The sequence below is a fragment of the Herminiimonas fonticola genome (assembly GCF_040395855.1).
Lineage (GTDB): Bacteria > Pseudomonadota > Gammaproteobacteria > Burkholderiales > Burkholderiaceae_D > Oxalicibacterium > Oxalicibacterium fonticola_A.
In genome coordinates, this window is the sequence record NZ_JBEBPO010000046.1 from 1 (window position 1) to 18,666 (window position 18,666).

Annotated in this window: 19 protein-coding genes and 2 tRNA genes; 6 read left to right on the top strand and 15 right to left on the bottom strand. The window is 52.3% G+C overall.

Going from position 1 to position 18,666, the window contains the following annotated elements:
- Both ABWP27_RS07605 and ABWP27_RS07610 read left to right on the top strand, forming a co-directional pair.
- Positions 1–265, top strand: a 265-nt coding sequence (locus ABWP27_RS07605) for a hypothetical protein (protein ID WP_353155350.1), incomplete at its 5' end; no start/stop codon positions are given.
- Between the two features lie 100 nt (positions 266–365).
- Positions 366–442 (top strand) — tRNA-Arg (locus ABWP27_RS07610).
- A 107-nt stretch (positions 443–549) separates the two neighbouring features.
- On the opposite strand, the gene ABWP27_RS07615 is transcribed toward ABWP27_RS07610, so the two are convergent.
- From ABWP27_RS07615 to ABWP27_RS07645, 7 genes are all read right to left on the bottom strand, one after another.
- A complete protein-coding gene (locus tag ABWP27_RS07615) occupies positions 550–828 on the bottom strand; it encodes a hypothetical protein (RefSeq protein WP_353155352.1) in 279 nt (92 codons plus the stop codon).
- Positions 829–860: 32 nt separating this feature from the next.
- Complete coding sequence (locus ABWP27_RS07620; protein WP_353155354.1) at positions 861–1,058, bottom strand: hypothetical protein; 198 nt, start codon at positions 1,056–1,058, stop codon at positions 861–863.
- Positions 1,059–1,293: 235 nt separating this feature from the next.
- Positions 1,294–1,370: transfer RNA gene (locus ABWP27_RS07625), tRNA-Pro, on the bottom strand.
- 76 nt (positions 1,371–1,446) lie between these two features.
- The gene (glmM, locus tag ABWP27_RS07630) at positions 1,447–2,793 is read right to left on the bottom strand and encodes a phosphoglucosamine mutase (RefSeq protein WP_353155356.1); all 1,347 of its coding nucleotides are present in this window, start codon (positions 2,791–2,793) and stop codon (positions 1,447–1,449) included.
- A 9-nt stretch (positions 2,794–2,802) separates the two neighbouring features.
- Positions 2,803–3,654: a dihydropteroate synthase gene (gene folP, locus ABWP27_RS07635; protein ID WP_353155358.1), complete on the bottom strand. Its 852-nt coding sequence runs from the start codon at positions 3,652–3,654 to the stop codon at positions 2,803–2,805.
- A gap of 85 nt (positions 3,655–3,739) precedes the next feature.
- A complete protein-coding gene (gene ftsH / locus ABWP27_RS07640) occupies positions 3,740–5,647 on the bottom strand; it encodes an ATP-dependent zinc metalloprotease FtsH (RefSeq protein ID WP_353155360.1) in 1,908 nt (635 codons plus the stop codon).
- Positions 5,648–5,773: 126 nt separating this feature from the next.
- Positions 5,774–6,418, bottom strand: a complete 645-nt coding sequence (locus tag ABWP27_RS07645; RefSeq protein ID WP_353155361.1) for an RlmE family RNA methyltransferase — start codon at positions 6,416–6,418, stop codon at positions 5,774–5,776.
- 96 nt (positions 6,419–6,514) lie between these two features.
- On the opposite strand from ABWP27_RS07645, the gene ABWP27_RS07650 reads away from it, so the two are divergent.
- The gene (locus tag ABWP27_RS07650) at positions 6,515–6,985 is read left to right on the top strand and encodes a YhbY family RNA-binding protein (RefSeq protein ID WP_353155363.1); all 471 of its coding nucleotides are present in this window, start codon (positions 6,515–6,517) and stop codon (positions 6,983–6,985) included.
- Between the two features lie 17 nt (positions 6,986–7,002).
- On the opposite strand, the gene ABWP27_RS07655 is transcribed toward ABWP27_RS07650, so the two are convergent.
- The 5 genes from ABWP27_RS07655 to ABWP27_RS07675 form a co-directional block, all read right to left on the bottom strand.
- Positions 7,003–7,458, bottom strand: coding sequence for a DUF4149 domain-containing protein (locus ABWP27_RS07655; RefSeq protein ID WP_353155364.1), 456 nt, complete (start codon positions 7,456–7,458; stop codon positions 7,003–7,005).
- On the bottom strand, positions 7,458–7,931 hold the full coding sequence (gene greA, locus ABWP27_RS07660) for a transcription elongation factor GreA (RefSeq protein ID WP_353155366.1): 474 nt from the start codon (positions 7,929–7,931) through the stop codon (positions 7,458–7,460). Before greA ends, ABWP27_RS07655 begins: the two co-directional genes overlap by 1 nt.
- A gap of 101 nt (positions 7,932–8,032) precedes the next feature.
- Positions 8,033–11,263: a carbamoyl-phosphate synthase large subunit gene (gene carB / locus ABWP27_RS07665; RefSeq protein ID WP_353155368.1), complete on the bottom strand. Its 3,231-nt coding sequence runs from the start codon at positions 11,261–11,263 to the stop codon at positions 8,033–8,035.
- Complete coding sequence (carA, locus tag ABWP27_RS07670; protein WP_353155369.1) at positions 11,256–12,410, bottom strand: glutamine-hydrolyzing carbamoyl-phosphate synthase small subunit; 1,155 nt, start codon at positions 12,408–12,410, stop codon at positions 11,256–11,258. Before carA ends, carB begins: the two co-directional genes overlap by 8 nt.
- Positions 12,411–12,694: 284 nt before the next feature.
- Complete coding sequence (locus ABWP27_RS07675) at positions 12,695–13,102, bottom strand: GlcG/HbpS family heme-binding protein (RefSeq protein ID WP_011870676.1); 408 nt, start codon at positions 13,100–13,102, stop codon at positions 12,695–12,697.
- 295 nt (positions 13,103–13,397) lie between these two features.
- Here ABWP27_RS07675 and ABWP27_RS07680 point away from each other — a divergent pair, with 295 nt between their 5' ends.
- Positions 13,398–13,772, top strand: a complete 375-nt coding sequence (locus ABWP27_RS07680) for a hypothetical protein (protein ID WP_353155371.1) — start codon at positions 13,398–13,400, stop codon at positions 13,770–13,772.
- A gap of 91 nt (positions 13,773–13,863) precedes the next feature.
- On the opposite strand, the gene ABWP27_RS07685 is transcribed toward ABWP27_RS07680, so the two are convergent.
- Positions 13,864–15,045 (bottom strand): response regulator, encoded by a 1,182-nt coding sequence (locus ABWP27_RS07685; protein ID WP_353155373.1) that lies wholly within the window; start codon positions 15,043–15,045, stop codon positions 13,864–13,866.
- A gap of 112 nt (positions 15,046–15,157) precedes the next feature.
- Between ABWP27_RS07685 and ABWP27_RS07690 the strand changes: the two genes are divergently transcribed.
- Positions 15,158–15,694: a C40 family peptidase gene (locus ABWP27_RS07690; RefSeq protein ID WP_353155374.1), complete on the top strand. Its 537-nt coding sequence runs from the start codon at positions 15,158–15,160 to the stop codon at positions 15,692–15,694.
- Between the two features lie 67 nt (positions 15,695–15,761).
- Here the strand turns inward: ABWP27_RS07690 and ABWP27_RS07695 are convergent, their stop codons facing one another.
- Positions 15,762–16,682 (bottom strand): patatin-like phospholipase family protein, encoded by a 921-nt coding sequence (locus tag ABWP27_RS07695; protein WP_353155376.1) that lies wholly within the window; start codon positions 16,680–16,682, stop codon positions 15,762–15,764.
- 184 nt (positions 16,683–16,866) lie between these two features.
- On the opposite strand from ABWP27_RS07695, the gene ABWP27_RS07700 reads away from it, so the two are divergent.
- Positions 16,867–17,901 (top strand): extracellular solute-binding protein, encoded by a 1,035-nt coding sequence (locus tag ABWP27_RS07700; RefSeq protein ID WP_353155377.1) that lies wholly within the window; start codon positions 16,867–16,869, stop codon positions 17,899–17,901.
- A 129-nt stretch (positions 17,902–18,030) separates the two neighbouring features.
- Here ABWP27_RS07700 and rfbD read toward each other — a convergent pair.
- Positions 18,031–18,666, bottom strand: a 636-nt coding sequence (gene rfbD / locus ABWP27_RS07705; protein ID WP_353155379.1) for a dTDP-4-dehydrorhamnose reductase, incomplete at its 5' end; no start/stop codon positions are given.

Genomic DNA, 18,666 nt, shown 5'->3' on the forward strand with positions numbered 1-18,666 from the left:
CCGCCTCGCTCGCGATTTTCTTGAGCAAGTTGCACCGCTTCGCGCAACATTTTTTCGTGATGAGATGACACTGAAACTCCTTTTAGATACGTCTTTTAATGCGGAATTTAAATCCTTAATGCAGTACAAATATCAGTCTGATACTTGCGCTTTATCCGATTTGAAATTCCAAAGTATTGAATTTGATTTAAACGGTGATTGCCCTGCTCAGGATGCCAAGGCGATATGCATGACGCAATATGCCTCCCGCTCTCTACGGCATTGAAACCTCACGGTAAAAAAGGCATAATGCAGCACCTTTGCGGCATAGCGCCAGGCGCTCTTTGAGCAGTACAGTATTACTTTCAAGCCACCGCAAACCGTTTCTGCCCATAGCTCAGTTGGATAGAGCATCAGCCTTCTAAGCTGAGGGTCGCAGGTTCGATTCCTGCTGGGCAGACCACTTCTACTGACTCCTGTATCCTGTATTTTCTCGGCTGTGCCTTGATTGTTTTTGGCTGGCGTTGATTTCGCGTTGCAAAATAATACTGAATACCAAAGCTTAAGCTTCTATTCTCTCAGCGCGTTCACCATCGCATATCCCTTGGCAAAACCTGCCGCCAGCGCCTCATTTGCAGAAATGTAATCAGCATCGTCGCCGGATTCTGCAGTCAGCTCGCTTTCTGCCGTTGCATCGACTCCAGGTTCGCACACTCGCACTGTGTAATCCCATAGCTGCCTTGCATCTTCTTTTTGCAAGGTCGTGACATGCACCTCCATGCCCTTGTACAGCTCAGTACTCCAATTTTGCTGTTTTTCCATCACGAAACCTCGTTCATTTTTATGCATGGAAATCGCCAGACTTTTGCGGGAACGGAAAATCAGGAAGGCGTACGTTGCGAATCTTCCACTTCAGGATTAGGCGATGGAACCGGTTCTTCTTGCGGAACCGGATGCTCTCCCGGCAAGGGTTCTTCAACGGGCATCGGCACCGGCGCCTTATGGGCTTGTATCGGCACTGCCGGAATGAATGGAACAAACGATTGTGGAATTGCGGCAGATAAGGTCATTGCATGCATGATTTTCGTCCTGTCGAAATCGATACGGATAACAATACCATGTCATTCACCCGAATGACTGAATCACTGCCGGACAGTCATTTCGGCAAAGCATCTCGGCCAACATAATCAAATATCCATGCTTGCCAAAAGGAAGCATATGAACAACAAGCCGAATGTCCATCATTGAACATTGGAAAGAAACAAAAATCCGGACGAAAAAAAGGACTAGCGATTAAGCTAGTCCTTTAAATTCTGGTCGGAGTACAAGGATTCGAACCTTGGACCCCCTGGTCCCAAACCAGGTGCGCTACCGGGCTGCGCTACACTCCGAAGAACGAAATAATACTGCAATATACGACATTGGTCAACGGCTAAAGTGCAATCGACACCAACATTTTGCAGAAATTTAAGTGTTTAATTTTTCCGCGATTCGGCGCGCCATTTTTTCGGCCACTTCACCATTCTTTGCTTCCACCATGACCCGGATCAAGGGCTCGGTTCCGGAGGCACGAATCAGGACACGCCCCTCATCGCCCAACTCTGTTTCCACCTGTTCTTTTTCCGCCAGCAAACCGGCATTCTTCTTCCAGTCAAAACCGGGCGCTACTTTTACATTGATCAGCGTTTGCGGAAACATCATGATATCCGCCGTCAGTTGCACCAGGGTTTTGCCGCTGCGTTTCAATGCAGACAGAATTTGCAGCGCAGAAATGATGCCGTCGCCAGTCGTATGCTTGTCCAGAAACAGCATATGGCCAGATCCTTCTCCGCCCAGCAACCAGCCGCGTTCCTGCAATGCTTCCAGCACATAACGGTCGCCTACATTGGCACGGACGAAACCTATACCCATTTTTTTGAACGCCACTTCCAGCGCCATATTCGTCATCAGCGTACCGACTGCACCGGCGACTGCCTGCACGTTCATCCGATCCTTGACCATGATGTAGAGCATTTCATCGCCATTGAAAATACGACCGGATGCATCAACTACGATCAAACGATCGGCGTCGCCATCAAGCGCAATGCCAATGTCCGCCTGATTGGTGCGCACAGCTTCAACCAGAGCGGCCGGCGCCGTGGCGCCTACCTTGTCGTTGATATTGAAACCACTAGGCTGATTACCGATTGCCACGACCTCTGCACCCAGCTCGTGAAACACATCGGGCGCGATATGGTAGGCCGCACCATGCGCGCAATCGACGACAATTTTCATGCCGCGCAAATCCAGCTCATTCGGAAAAGTGCTTTTGCAGAATTCGATATAACGCCCACGCGCATCGTCCAGGCGTTTGGCACGGCCCAGTTTTTCCGATGCCACGCATGACATGGGTGCATCCAGTGCCGCTTCAATTTCCAGCTCAGTGGCATCGGCTAATTTATTGCCGGAAGCGGAAAAGAACTTGATACCGTTATCGTCGTAGGGATTGTGCGAAGCAGAAATCACGACACCGGCAGACAAACGCAATGCGCGCGTCAGATACGCCACGGCTGGCGTCGGCACAGGTCCAGCCAGCATGACGTCGACACCGGCAGCGGAGAAACCTGCTTCCAGTGCCGCCTCCAGCATATAGCCGGAAATGCGTGTGTCCTTGCCTATCAATACTGTCGGCCGGCTGCCCGGTGTTTTGGATGTTTCGGATTTGGTCAGTACGCTGCCGGCCGCATAGCCCAGGCGCATCACGAAATCAGGGGTAATCGGAGAGACGCCCACTTTGCCGCGTACACCATCGGTGCCGAAATATTTTCTGCTCATTTTTGGATTTTATTGTGTGATTGATTCATTGATTGCGTTCCAGACCGTCAGTGCGTCCACCGTTTCCGCCACATCATGCACGCGTACGATACGTGCGCCCTGTGCAACACAGGCCAAAGCACCCGCCAGGCTGCCTGCCATACGCCGTTCGACAGGCTTGTCCAGCAGTGCGCCTATCATTGATTTGCGCGACAGGCCGGCCAGCACGGGCAGATCCAGCGTTGTCTGCAACTGTCCGATATTTTTCAGCAAGGCGATGTTATGTGCAAGCGATTTTCCAAAACCGAAACCCGGGTCTATGCACAGACGATCCCGCGCGATTTTCATCTGCTCGGCCGCAGCTATCCGTTCGCATAAAAATGCCGTCACATCGGCCACCACATTTTCATACTCGGGTTTCAACTGCATGCTTTGCGGATCTTTTTGCATGTGCATGATGCACAGTGCACAATCCGCTTCGGCCACCGCTTCCAGTGCACCCGGCGCACGAAAACCGTTGATGTCGTTGATCATGTCGGCGCCGGCTGCAATGGCTTCACGCATCACTTCCGGTTTGTAGGTGTCGATGGAAAGCGGTTTACCGCAATCGCGCAACGCATACACCAGCGGCATCACACGATCGAGTTCGTCCTGCAGCGATACCGCTTGCGAACCGGGGCGCGTGGACTCGCCACCGATATCGATGATGTCCACACCGGCTGCGATCATTTCCTCCGCATGCGAAATCGCCGAATCCAAAGCATGGTATTTGCCCGCATCGGAAAAAGAATCGGGGGTAATGTTCAAGATGCCCATGACCAAAGGGCGCGAACTTGCGGCCACGGGAAGGCGGTAACGCCCGCATTGCAAATGAGTTTGCATGATTTCACTGGAAAAATAAAAAGGGTGAGGATTACTCCTCACCCTGCATTAGTACATGACAACTACCCCACGTGCACAATACTTATTACGCAGCGGGTGCTGCCGGTGCATCCGGCGCGGTTGCATTTGGGGGAATGCCACTCGATGGCGTGTCAGACGTTGCACGCTTGGTCGGAATGCCATATTTCGGCGGACGCGGCTCACGACCTTCCATGATGTCGTTGATCTGGTCGGAGTCGATGGTTTCCCAGTCCAGCAGGGTCTTCGCCATCAGCTCAACCTTGTCGCGATTGTCTTCAATCAACTTGCGCGACAGTGCATATTGCGTATCCAGAATCGTGCGGATTTCCGTATCGACTTTTTGCTGCGTCGCTTCAGAAACGGTTTTTGCCGACGAACGTCCGAAATAGGCATCCTGCTCGGTATCTTCGTACACCATCGTACCCAGGCTTTCCGACATGCCGTAACGCGTCACCATCGCACGCGCCAGCTTGGTTGCACGTTCAAAGTCGTTCGATGCGCCGGTCGACATCTGGTGCATGAAAACCTCTTCCGCAATACGCCCGCCGAACAGGATGGAAATTTCTTCCAGCATCTTGTCCTTGTACATATTGACGCGATCGTGCTCAGGCAATTGCCAGGTCAAACCAAGCGCAAAACCGCGCGGCATGATGGTCACTTTATGTACCGGATCAGCCTTGGGCAGCAACTTGGCAACCACCGCATGACCGGACTCATGGTAAGCAGTATTGCGGCGCTCTTCTTCGCGCATCACTGCAGACTTGCGCTCCGGACCCATCACGATCTTGTCTTTGGCATCCTCGAAATCCTGCATCTCGACCAGACGCTTGTTGCGGCGTGCCGCGAACAAGGCTGCTTCATTGACCAGATTGGCCAGATCAGCACCCGAGAAACCGGGGGTACCGCGCGCCAGAATATCGGCCTTGACGTCAGTGGCGATAGGTACCTTGCGCATATGCACCATCAAGATTTGTTCACGACCGCGAATGTCTGGCAACCCGACAATCACCTGACGATCGAAACGACCCGGACGCAACAGCGCTTTATCCAGTACGTCGGCACGGTTGGTCGCGGCAATCACGATCACGCCGGCGTTAGGCTCAAAGCCGTCCATCTCGACCAGCATCTGATTCAGCGTCTGTTCGCGTTCGTCGTTACCGCCGCCCATGCCGGCGCCGCGATGACGGCCGACTGCATCGATCTCATCGATAAAGATGATGCAAGGTGCGTGTTTTTTTGCATTCTCGAACATGTCGCGTACGCGCGATGCACCTACGCCAACAAACATTTCAACGAAATCCGAACCGGAGATGGTGAAGAACGGTACTTTCGCTTCGCCCGCAATCGCACGCGCCAGCAAGGTTTTACCGGTACCTGGAGGACCTACCATCAAGACGCCGCGCGGAATGCGGCCGCCCAGTTTCTGGAAGCGGGTTGGATCGCGCAGGAACTCGACCAGTTCGGTCACTTCTTCCTTGGCTTCATCGCAACCGGCCACATCGGCAAAGGTAACGTTATTCGTCGTGTCATCCAGCATGCGTGCCTTGGATTTGCCGAACGAGAACGCCCCGCCCTTGCCGCCGCCCTGCATCTGTCGCATGAAGAAAACCCATACGCCGATCAGCAACAGCATCGGGAACCAGGAAATGAAAATTTGCGACAGGAAGGATTGTTCTTCCGGTTGCTTGACGTCGAACTTCACGCCGTTATTAACCAGATCGCCGATCAGACCGCGATCCAGATAGGTAATCGCGGACTTGATTTTCTTGCCTTCGGTGGTAGTCGCAACAATCGTGCGATCTTCAATCGTGGCTTCCTTGATGCGCTTGCTTTTTACTTCGTCCAGGAAATCCGAATAGGGAATCGCCGTTGCCGCAGCCGATGCAGTACGTCCATCGAATTGCTTGAATACGGTGAAAAGTACCATCCCGATCACCACCCAGATGGCGGCCTTGGAAAACATATTGTTCACTAAAACTCCTTGGACGCGAAAAGCGCCTTTTTTACTAAAATGTAAGTTCGATTCTACTCGGAATCAGCAAGGCTTGCAGTATCTGATATAGGGTTAAACATACTATAAACAAGAGTTTAACTTTTGTTAAAGTGGATTTTTCAGCGTTTTCCCCAGCAAAAAAATTTCAGAGGATTTATCACGGCTGGCTTTCGGTTTTTTCTGGATAACGGTTTTGAATTCCTGCCTGAATTTTTGGACGATTTCATTGAAACCGGTGCCGTTAAAACACTTTACCAGCAAGGAGCCACTAGGCTTCATGTGGTGCCTGGAGAAATCGATGGCCAGATCAATAATATCCATCATGCGTGCAGCATCTGCCACAGCAATACCGGACAGATTGGGCGCCATATCCGATAACACAAGATCAACTTTTCGCCCGCCTACTACCTGCTCCAGTTGTTCCAGCACCTCTTGCTCGCGAAAATCGCCCTGGATGTAATGCACGTCGGCAATCGGCTCCATCGGCAACATATCCAGGCCGATGATGGTGCCATTAATCCCTCCGCCTACACTGCCGGACAGCTTGTTGCGCACGTATTGCGACCAGCTGCCAGGCGTACAGCCCAGATCAACAATAATCTGACCCGGCTTGATCAGTTTTTCGGTTTCGTCGATTTCTTTCAGCTTGTAGACGGCGCGCGCACGGTAGCCTTCTTTCTGCGCCAGCTTCACGTACGGGTCATTAATATGGTCGTGCAGCCAGTTTTTGTTTAATTTGTTCTTTGCCATTCGCGTAGAATACTAGTTTTAAATACTGTGGGACAAAGTTTGTCAGGTTCGCAATGCGGGCCGGAGCAAAAATCATCCCCGTCACCATTGCCATTTATGTTGAAACTTACCCCGGCCGAGCGCAGTTCCTTACGCGCTGAAGCGCATGCGCTCAGCCCTGTCGTCATCATTAGTGAAGACGGTTTGAAACCAAGCGTTCTCAAAGAAATCAATAACAGTCTCGATTCACACGGCCTGATCAAGGTTCGCGTGTTCGGCGATGATCGCGAAGCACGCGTTGCCATTTACGACACCATCTGCGAACAACTCGGTGCAGCGCCAATTCAGCATATCGGCAAATTGCTGGTGGTTTATCGTCCCAAGAAAGATGCGCCGAAAGAACGCAGCGAAACTCGCGGCAAAGGCATGCGTGAAGTCACCATCGTCAAACCCAGCCCTAGCGGCACCAAGCGTCCGTCAGTGACAAAAGTAATGGTTAAAGGGAATGAACGCGTGACGCAGGGCGGTTCGATCAAACGCGCCAAGCCGCGTCAAACCAGCCCTAAAAAATCGTCGCTCGGACGATAAAACCTGATCGTTAAACTTCAGCGAAGTTTAACGATCAATGCAGCGCCAAACAGGCTCTGTACGACATACACCCCGGTTGAAACCCCATGCATGATGCCAAACTGTTTCTTGGCATCGGCCAGCAATGCTGCGTCGGTCACGCTATGCAGAATCAGGCGCAACTCGGCCATGTAAGGCTGGATGCCGAAATAGCCGATCAGGGTGCATGCAACCATGCCTGCAATCAGCCACAACACAGTCTTTGATATTTTCGCCTGCTCATTGCGTGCAGCCTGAAACAACAATGCCAGCAAGGCAGCGGCACAAAACATCGACAGCCACGCCACCACGCGAAACAGACTGCCGGCGATCGTGCCGGCCAGTGCACGATCGCTGAGCGTAGAGAACAAGGTCGGTGCAACGACAAAACCCACGGCCCACAGGGTTCCCACCCAGAAGGTCGCAATCAGCAAGCGTGCACGCGACAGCAACATCAGATGTAGCGGACTTGCAGCACTTCGTATTCGCGGATGCCGGCTGGCGCTTCCACTGCCACGACATCGCCAACTGATTTACCTATCATTGCACGGGCAATCGGCGACGTGATGGAGACTTTCTTTTCCTTCAAGTCTGCCTCGTCGATACCGACGATTTGATACGTTACCTTGTCACCCGAATCCAGGTCTTCCAGATCCACGGTGGCGGCAAAAACAATGCGGCCATCTGCTTCCAGCGTGGTCGGATCAATGATCTGGGAAGTGCCGAGCTTGCCTTCCAGATCGGCAATTCTTCCTTCGATAAAACTTTGTCTTTCCTTGGCGGCATCGTAATCTGCATTTTCAGACAGATCGCCTTGTGCGCGCGCTTCGGCAATGGCATTGATGACCCATGGTCGATCTTTGGTTTTCAAGCGGTGCAATTCCTCTTTCATGAGGTTGGCACCGTGTGGCGTAATTGGTGTGGTCATAGCTTCTATCCGTAAAAGTGGAAAACCACAGAGGTCTCAGCTGGCACCGGAAACCGGGACCGTCTGTGACCTCTGTGGTTAGGATCTAACTGTGTATCGGCTTAGTGTAAGGTTTTATGCAGGCCTTGTAAATCGTAGACGTGCAACTCGTCCAGATGGGCCATGCCTTCCACTGCGGCTTCAGCACCGGCGATCGTTGTGAAAGTCGTTACGCGCGCTGCCAATGCTGAAGTACGAATCGTGCGGGAATCGACAATCGCACTACGCTTTTCTTCCACCGTGTTAATGACCAGCGCAATTTCATTGTTCTTGATCATGTCGACAATATGCGGCCTGCCTTCTGCCACTTTGTTGACCGATGTCACTTCAATGCCGGCAGCGCTGATAGCCGCTGCAGTGCCCTTGGTAGCGACCACGGAGAAACCGATCTCGACCAGATCCTTGGCAACCTGAACCGCGCGCGGTTTGTCGCTGGCCTTGACGCTCAGGAACACCTTGCCGGAACGCGGCAACTTGACGCTGGCGCCGAGTTGCGATTTGACAAAGGCTTCGCCAAACGTTTTACCTACGCCCATCACTTCACCGGTCGATTTCATTTCCGGTCCGAGAATGGTATCGACGCCAGGGAATTTGACGAATGGGAATACCGCTTCCTTGACGCTGAAATATTCTGGCACCACTTCATTGATGATGCCTTGGCTATCGAGCGATTGACCAACCATGCAACGCGCCGCGATCTTGGCCAATTGCAAGCCGGTGGCTTTCGACACATACGGCACCGTGCGCGAAGCACGTGGATTGACTTCCAGCACGAATACGACGTCCTGCAACTTGCCATCGATTTCCTGCTGCTGAATCGCAAACTGCACGTTCATCAAACCTACTACATTCAAGCCTTTGGCCATCAGCGAAGTCTGGCGTTTCAGTTCGGCGATGGTTTCCACCGACAGCGAGTATGGTGGCAGGGAGCACGCCGAATCACCCGAGTGCACGCCGGCCTGTTCGATATGTTCCATCACGCCGCCGATAAAGGTGCGTTCGCCATCCGACAGGCAGTCAACGTCAACTTCAATCGCATCATTCAGGAAACGATCCAGCAACACCGGCGAATCGTGCGATACCTTGACCGCTTCGCGCATGTAGCGCTCGAGGTCGCGTTGTTCGTGCACGATTTCCATCGCGCGGCCGCCCAGCACATACGATGGACGCACCACCAGCGGATAACCGATTTCCTGCGCCAGACGCAAGGCATCTTCTTCCGTACGCGCGGTACGGTTTGGCGGTTGACGCAATTTCAGCTCATGCAGCATTTGCTGGAAACGTTCGCGATCTTCCGCCGCATCGATCATGTCCGGCGAAGTGCCGACGATAGGTACGCCGTTGGCCTCCAGATCGAGTGCAAGTTTCAACGGCGTTTGGCCGCCGTACTGCACGATCACGCCATATGGTTTTTCCAGTGCGACGATTTCCAGCACGTCTTCCAGCGTCAGTGGCTCAAAATACAGGCGATCGGACGTGTCGTAATCGGTGGAAACAGTTTCCGGATTACAGTTGACCATGATGGTTTCGTAACCGTCTTCACGCATTGCCAGCGCAGCATGCACGCAGCAATAATCGAATTCGATACCCTGGCCGATACGGTTGGGACCACCGCCCAGCACCATGATCTTTTTCTTGTTGGTCGGCTGCGCTTCGCACTCTTCCTCGTAGGTCGAATACATGTACGCGGTGTTGGTGGCGAATTCGCCGGCACAGGTATCGACGCGCTTGTAGACCGGACGCACGTTCATTGCATGACGCTGTTCGCGCACTGCCTTGTCGGTGGTCTTCAACAGTTTAGCCAGACGACGATCGGCAAAACCTTTTTGCTTCAGCTTGAACAAAGTGTCTTTATCGATTGCTGTCAACGATTGCGTTTCCAGCCACAGTTCGATATCGACGATTTCCTTGATCTGCGCAAGAAACCACGGATCGATGTGTGTCAGACCGTGCACTTCTTCCAGCGAGAAACCTTGAGCGAATGCATCGCCGACGTACCAGATACGTTCCGGGCCTGGCTCGCCGAGTTCTTCTTCGATGGTTTCGCGGTCGGTGGTTTTTTCATTCATGCCATCGACGCCGACTTCCAGGCCGCGCAAGGCTTTCTGGAAGGATTCCTGGAAGGTGCGGCCGATTGCCATCACTTCGCCTACCGATTTCATCTGAGTCGTCAGATGGCTATCAGCTTGCGGGAATTTCTCGAATGCGAAACGTGGAATCTTGGTAACAACGTAATCAATAGACGGTTCGAATGATGCCGGGGTTGCACCACCGGTGATTTCATTGCGCAATTCATCCAGCGTAAAGCCGACTGCCAGCTTCGCCGCAATCTTCGCGATCGGGAAACCGGTTGCCTTCGATGCCAGCGCGGATGAACGCGATACGCGCGGATTCATCTCGATGACGATCATGCGGCCATCTTCCGGATTGATAGAAAACTGGACGTTGGAGCCGCCGGTATCCACACCGATTTCACGCAGGACAGCGATCGATGCGTTACGCATGATCTGATATTCCTTGTCGGTCAGCGTTTGCGCTGGCGCCACGGTGATCGAGTCACCAGTGTGCACGCCCATCGGATCCAGATTCTCGATCGAGCAGACGATGATGCAGTTGTCCGCTTTATCACGCACGACTTCCATCTCGAATTCTTTCCAGCCGATCAGCGATTCTTCGATCAGCAACTCGGATGTTGGCGATGCTTCCAGGCCACGTTTGCAAATCGCCTCGAATTCTTCTGCGTTGTAGGCAATACCGCCGCCGCTGCCGCCCATCGTGAACGACGGACGAATAATGACCGGAAAGCCGAGTTCTTTCTGTACTGCCCACGACTCTTCCAGCGTATGCGACACGCCCGAACGCGCTGAGCCGAGACCGATCTTGGTCATCGCATCTTTAAATTTGGAACGGTCTTCCGCCTTGTCGATTGCTTCCGGTGAAGCACCGATCAGTTCGCAACCGTACTTGGTCAGCACACCGTTGTGATGCAGGTCCAGCGCACAATTCAGCGCAGTCTGGCCGCCCATGGTCGGCAGGATCGCATCAGGGCGTTCCTTATCGATAATGCGCTCGACCGCCTGCCAGGTAATCGGCTCGATGTAAGTGACATCAGCCATTTCCGGATCAGTCATGATGGTCGCCGGATTGCTGTTGACCAGAATGACTTTGTAACCTTCTTCGCGCAGTGCCTTACATGCTTGCGCGCCGGAATAATCGAATTCGCACGCCTGACCGATAACGATCGGGCCTGCGCCAATAATCAAAATACTTTTAATGTCGCTGCGTTTAGGCATTTTTATTCTTCTCCATCATCGCCACAAAGCGATCAAACAAGGGGGCGATGTCATGCGGGCCTGGCGATGCTTCCGGGTGACCCTGGAAACAGAACGCCGGCTTGTCGGTCCGTTCAAAACCCTGCAACGAACCGTCGAACAGGGAAACATGGGTCACGCGGCAATTTGCCGGCAAGGTTGCCGCATCGACTGCGAAACCGTGGTTTTGCGAAGTGATCAGCACTTTTTTGCTATCCAGATCCTGCACCGGATGATTGGCGCCGTGATGGCCAAATCCCATTTTGAAAGTCTTGGCACCGGATGCCAGTGCCATGATTTGATGGCCGAGACAGATGCCGAACAGCGGAATGCCGCGTTCGATCAACTCCTTGGCCGCCGCAATGGCGTAATCACAAGGCTCCGGATCGCCGGGACCATTCGACAGGAAAATACCATCCGGATTCAGTGCCAAGGCTTCGGCAGCAGTCGCCTGTGCCGGCAGCACCGTCACCTTGCAACCGCGCTCGGCCAGCATGCGCAGGATGTTGAACTTGACACCGTAATCGTAAGCAACCACATGATATTTAGGCGTGATCTGCTTGCCATAGCCTTCACCGAGCTTCCATTCGGTTTCATTCCATGGATACGATGCCTTGGTCGATACCACCTTCGCCAGATCCAGCCCGGCCAGACCGCCAAAGGTTTTTGCCAACGCCAATGCTTTTTCAGCGGTCGCATCTTCGCCTGCCAGGATGGCGCCGCTTTGCGCACCCTTTTCGCGGAGGATACGCGTCAGCTTGCGCGTATCGATGCCTGCAATACCGATGATATTTTCCGATTTCAGATAATCGGACAGTGTTTGCGTAGAACGGAAATTGGAAGTCAGGATCGGCAGATCCTTGATGATCAAACCGGCCGCATGTATCTTGAACGATTCGACATCTTCAGCATTGACGCCGGTATTGCCGATGTGTGGATAGGTCAGAGTAACAAGCTGATTGCTATAGCTCGGATCGGTGAGGATTTCCTGATAACCGGTCATCGAGGTGTTGAAAACAACTTCGCCGATCGTATGACCCGGCGCACCAATCGAAAAACCTTTGAAAATCGACCCGTCCGCTAGCGCTAGGATGGCCGGAACGGTAGGGCCGGAAAAGAATGGCGGCAAGGGGTAACTCCTGATGTTGTTACCGCCGTTGCGCTGCGCCAGATCGACTATCGAAACCCGCGCAGCTTGCGCGCTTGCTGAACCGAGGCTATGCCTCGATCAAGGGGTTTTACAGGTCGTATTTAGACGATGGGAAATGGGTATGCGCTACGGCGGAGTAAAATTAGCTAAACCGCCGAATTATAGCGCAAAACGCCCCCGACTGGCAACCTGATCGGCTACTTCGGGGGCGTTTGGATAATGCATGCCTGCGATGTCAGCCTGGCAAAACCAGGCCGGCAATATCAAGCGCCGATCGCGATCAAGCCGGCTTTGGCAATTTGCACGTCTTCAGTCGATTTCACTCCCGACACGCCGACAGCACCCAGACATTGGCCGTTGATGATGACAGGTACGCCGCCTTCCAGCATGCCTTCCAGTGTAGGCGCGGTCATGAAAGAGAAACGGCCGTTATTGATGATGTCTTCGTAAACCTTGGATTCACGGCGACCCAATGCGGCCGTCTTTGCCTTGGCCGGTGCAATATGAGATGAAATCGGCGCAGCGCCATCCATGCGCTGCAGCCACAGCAAATGCCCGCCATCGTCCACGATGGCAATCGTGACATTCCATTTGTTCAGCGTCGCTTCGGTTTCTGCTGCTGCCGCGATTTTTTTCACGTCTTCAAGCGTCAGTATTTGTTTTGATTGCATGGGAACTCCTCTGGAAGAAAAACACATTGTAAGGCATGGCTATGTTTATCTGGGGCAACTAAAATCCCCAATAAATTAACTCAAAAAAACTATTCCTATTTGCAAGATGGCGTATATTTAGCAAGGGCTTATAGATATTACCGCGCATCATTTCGGCGTGCCTGAAATCAGCGGAAAAAGTATCTATAAAAAAATTCTTGGTTTTATTATTGGGTTGCAACATCTGATTGGATAGCAACATCTAATAGCCGGTTGACGTAGCCGTATTGTCCTTTTGCAGCGTAAAGGAAAAAATATGTTCTTCAAACACGACACGACTCCTGATCTCCCTCCCACTCATGACATTGAACCAGAGCCCAGGCAAGAAAATATCAGCAAAAAACCAGTACGTCATGTTGAAAACATCCTTTTGGAATCCCCCTTATATCGATTTAAACGCGACGTGTTAAGTCTGGTTGCCAAGATGAATCAAGGGGTTCCGAATATGGATTGTGAGATGCTGAAAAAACAAACCATGTTTATACAATCCCAGTTACTGCATAGCTTGACCAATGATCCGACCGTACCGGGAAACTTCAAGATCATGCTGATGGAATATCATGCAAAAAGTGTCAGGGCAACACTCATCGATCGTCGAGGTGAACATTCACGCCACGAATCTGAAAAATAGATTTTATTGATGCAAATAATTCCGGCGCAACTTGCCAACTGACAAAATTTATAGGCCCGTCATTAAACGCCCAGGAAAACTTGATAAGGCTCTACGCTTTGTGCTGCTTTAACAGCAAATCCACCAAGGGCTGCAATTCGGCAGACATCTTGCCAATATGCGCCAACACCTCTGCTTCCCTACCTTCTTTGATCCAGCGCAGCAGCGTTGCCAGATCCATCGATAAATCGATCTCGCTGTTTGCCGCGATCGAAACGTCAGCAGGAGCCGACATATCCGGCAAATGCCCACCCTGTTTCAACAACGCTTCTTCCTGAACACCGATTACCCCGGTAATCGCGTTTTGCAAACCCAGCAAGGCGCGATCTTTTGCCATGGCCCTCATGGCGTCCAGCGTTCCTGTGGTCGCTGCAGTTTCTCCGGCGTATTCACTGATTGAAACAACGCCGCAACTTGCAATCAAGGTCATTTGCCCATCCTTGATCAGATTGGCATTTGCAATCGCACGGCAAACGCGTTCGGCAAAATGACGGGCGGAATCGAAATGAATGCTGCCAGTGGCAATCGTGAACTCGATCTCGCCGGTACGCGCAACGCAATCGGTTTGTCGCACAGTACGATGCAAAAGCTGGCCAATGGCATTGATTACGCTGGGCGGCGGCAAGGCCGGATAGCCTTCCAGTGCAAGATGCTTGAGGCCTATACACGCGTTTAACACGACAAAATTCCTGTGCTGGCGTGCCGCGCTGGCACGCATTCCTTCGGCCTGTACAGCCCATGCATCCGGCGATAGCAAGGCGATATGGTTATTGCTGTCAACGTGCTGCGCCAATGCTTCCAGGCCGCGCTCAAACTCGTTCTGCGTGCTGACCAGTTTCGAAAGGATATCCAGTCGCGACAAAAGCTGTCCGGTACCGATGCCCTTGGTGATCAAATCAGTGGCACCCGCCGCCTTGGCCCGATCCCGTTCGACCTGCTCATCGCTGCCCGAAACAACCACAACCGGCATCGTGCGTATGCGGCTGATTTTTGACGAACGTATGCGTTTCAAGAGGCCGTAGCCGTCGAGCTTGGGCATGGTCAGATCCGAAATCACGACACGAATGCTGGGATCAATCAACAACATTTCCCAAGCCTGCTCACCATCAAGCGCTTCACGGAACTCAAACATGCCTTCAATGTGCTTGATCAGGGTCGCACGCACGATGCGAGAATCGTCGGCAATCAAAATACGCGGCTTCAACGAAATATCGCGATGTGAATCATTCAGCATGCAAATTAACCCTTTTCAATGTTGGTAACAGCATAACGCCAGCCAATAAATTTTGACAGCACTTCCAGATTGCCTTACATTCCTTCAGTCCTATTGAATGAAATTGCACTGGATGACATTTTTTCAACGCCCCTTACTCACTTGCAAATCAGCGCGCTCAGCCATCCTGGTGTTCAGCTTGATGGTGAGTTCGGCCGCCTGGAGTGCCGATGTACAGGTTCAGGAAGTCGAAAAACCCGTCAGCAAATTGCAGGATTTGACGCACCGCGCTTCAGAACTGGCCTTGCAGGCCATGGGTATGCTGGGCATTCGTTACAAATACGGCGGTTCGACACCGGAAAGCGGTCTGGATTGCAGCGGCCTGGTTCAGCATATATTCAAGGAAGCCTGGGGCAAGGATTTGCCACGCACCTCGGTAGAAATCAGCCGAGTCGGCGAGCATATCGATAAAAAGGATCTGCAGCCGGGCGATCTGGTTTTTTACAATACCTTGAAACGCGGCTTTTCCCACGTTGGCATCTATCTGGGGGATCGAAAATTCATCCATTCGCCATCCGCCGGCGGCCAGGTACGAATTGAAAGCATGGATGTCGCTTACTGGAAAAAACGTTTTAACGGCGGTCGCCGTATTAGCGATCCGGAACAGTAATAAGACTTTTTTCTGCATGACAATAAAAAACCGCAACGAATCCTGCGGTTTTTTTTCGTCTCGCTATTTACTGTTCACGCCTGATTTTTAGCTTACGCTTGATCTCGGGCATCAGCGCCATCGCCGCCTGTTCGCCAGCCAGTACCGCCAGATTGCGGCCATTGAAATCGTTGCCTTTCATCATGCCTAGTCCTGGACGAATCACGATATCGGCATCTTTCAATTCATAATTGTTGATGCTCTGTCCCATGATGGCAAAGGTTTGCAGCAGTACATCGACGGAACTGGAAGCCAGTTGCGCATCCGGCTGCACTGAAATATTCACGGCGATAATGAAATCTGCTCCCATCTCGCGTGCAAAATGCACCGGCACCGGCGCCACCAAACCGCCATCAACATACATGTGCTCGCCTATCTTCACCGGCTGAAAAAGCCCGGGAACCGCCGATGAAGCACGCACCGCCAGCCCGGTATTGCCACGCTGAAAAAGAATCGGCAGACCGCTATTCAAATCCGTGGCCACTGCGGCAAACGGAATTTTCATTTTTTCGATGGTGACATTGCGCACCGATTTATTGACGTAATTCTGTAGCGCATCGCCTTTCAATACGCCGCTCGATTTGGCAAAGAAAGGCACCGACCAGTCAGAGATGGCTGCCTCATCCATTGCCAGCGCCATTTTATGCAAGGCAAACCCATTGTTGCCTGCCGCGTACAAAGCGCCGACCAGACTGCCTGCACTCGTACCAACCACCATATCCGGCACTATTCCTTGCGATTCCAGCGCCTTGATCACCCCTATATGCGCAAACCCGCGTGCTGCACCGCCACCCAGCACCAGCGCGATTTTTATCGGTGCGGCAGACTTTGCCGGTGTCACCGCCGGTACGGCCGGCTCCGATGTGAATGGTATGAACGTGGAACAACCTGCAATCGATAACACGACGCATGACAGGAGAACCCTGGGAAAGCGGAAAATAAAAGACATGAGAAAAAACGGTAATTTACGAAGTACGAAGGTTACCTTTTTTTGACCTGCACGTTTGAAATGAGCGAATTACGTCCATGCTTGATCGCTTAATAAACACGATTGAGAATAATTTGCATTTAAATATAGCCTCGCTATATACTTTCTCAGCAAGTTAAAAAATCGTTAAATCATAAGGAAAAACATGAGATTTCCCATCGCATCCCTTCTTGCCACGCTCGCCTTGACAGCATCGGCAGCACAGGCACAAGACAAGGAATTGAACCTGTACTCCGCCCGTCATTACCAGACGGATGAAATCCTGTATGCCAATTTCACCAAGCAAACAGGCATCAAGATCAATCGCATAGAAGCGGATGACAATGCGCTGTTTGAACGCCTCAAGAACGAAGGTAAAAACAGCCCGGCCGACGTCATCGTGATGGTCGATGCTGCACGCATCTGGCGCGCCGAGATTGAAGGTTTTTTCCAGCCGGTGCAGTCGAAAATCCTGAATGCGCGCATTCCGGCCAATCTGCGCGGCAAGGACGATGGCAAGGGACCGGAATGGTTTGGTTTCTCGACACGTGCACGCGTCATCGTCTATAACAAGGCGACGGTCAAACCAGCCGATGTAGCAACATATGAATCGCTGGCGGATCCAGTCAACAAAGGCAAGGTCTGCACTCGCTCAGGCTCACATCCATACAATCTGTCACTGATAGGTTCGATGATAGAGCGCGATGGCGAAAAGGCGACGGAACAATGGGCCAAAGGCATGGTTGCCAATTTTGCCCGTCCTCCACGCGGTGGCGATACTGATCAGATCAAAGGCGTCGCTTCCGGCGAATGCGGTGTGGCGATTGCCAACTCCTACTATTACGTGCGCCTGCTGCGTTCGACCAAACCGGAAGATATCGCGGCAATGAAAAATGTCGGCTTCATCTGGCCGAATGCACAAACCAGCGGTACGCATTTCAACATTGCCGGTGGCGGTGTTGCGAAGAATGCTCCGCATCGCGAAGCTGCCGTGAAGTTCCTGGAATATCTGGCCAGCGACGAAGCGCAAGGCTACTTCGCAGAAGGTAATAACGAATGGCCGGCAGTGGCAAAAGTTCAGGTGAAAAATCCTGCTCTGGCTGGATTGGGAAAATTCAAGATGGAAAATGTTTCCGTTGCTTCGATCGGCAAAAACCAGATTGCCGCACAACGGATTCTGGATCGGGTCGGTTACAAGTAAATAGATAATAGATAAACGAAGGCTCATTTCCCGAGCCTTGAAACATCAAAGGCTGCTATTGGTCACCTACATCGTGATCAACAGCAGCCTTTATCTATTGGGCAAGCGGTTCAACTTATTCGGCTGACCTCAATCCATACACAGCTTCAATGCGGCATCCCACTCGGGCAAACTGCAAAACGTCTGCATAAAACGCTGGGAGGACAGTACCGAGTTTTGCGGGCGTTTGGCCGGCAATGGATAATCCTGCGTCGCGATCGGCGTAACCAGCGGCTTTTTCAAGCCTGACGAATGCCCGATGATGGCCTGCGTGAAGCCGTGCCAGCTCGTTCGACCCTGCGCAGTCACATGATACAAACCTGAATGCGCCGACCAGGCAGCGTGATCAATGTTTGTCTGTGCACCGCCACCTTGCAATTGGCAAATGGCATGCGCAGTCACTTCAGCCAAAGTGCGGCACCAGGTCGGTGCGCCAAACTGATCGGCAACGATGCGTAATTCATCACGTTCCTGCGCCAGACGCTGTACCGTCAGCAAGAAATTTTTCCCCCGCAAGCCGTAAATCCAGCTGGTGCGCAAAATCAGATGCGGAATTCCTGCTGCCTGTATGGCCTGTTCACCGGCCAGCTTGCTGCGGCCGTAGACGCTTTGCGGATTCGGAGTATCCGTTTCAGAATAGCTTCCAGATTTTTCACCATCGAAAACATAATCGGTCGAATAATGAATCATCGCCGCACCGAGCTTCTTCGCTTCGGCAGCCATCAC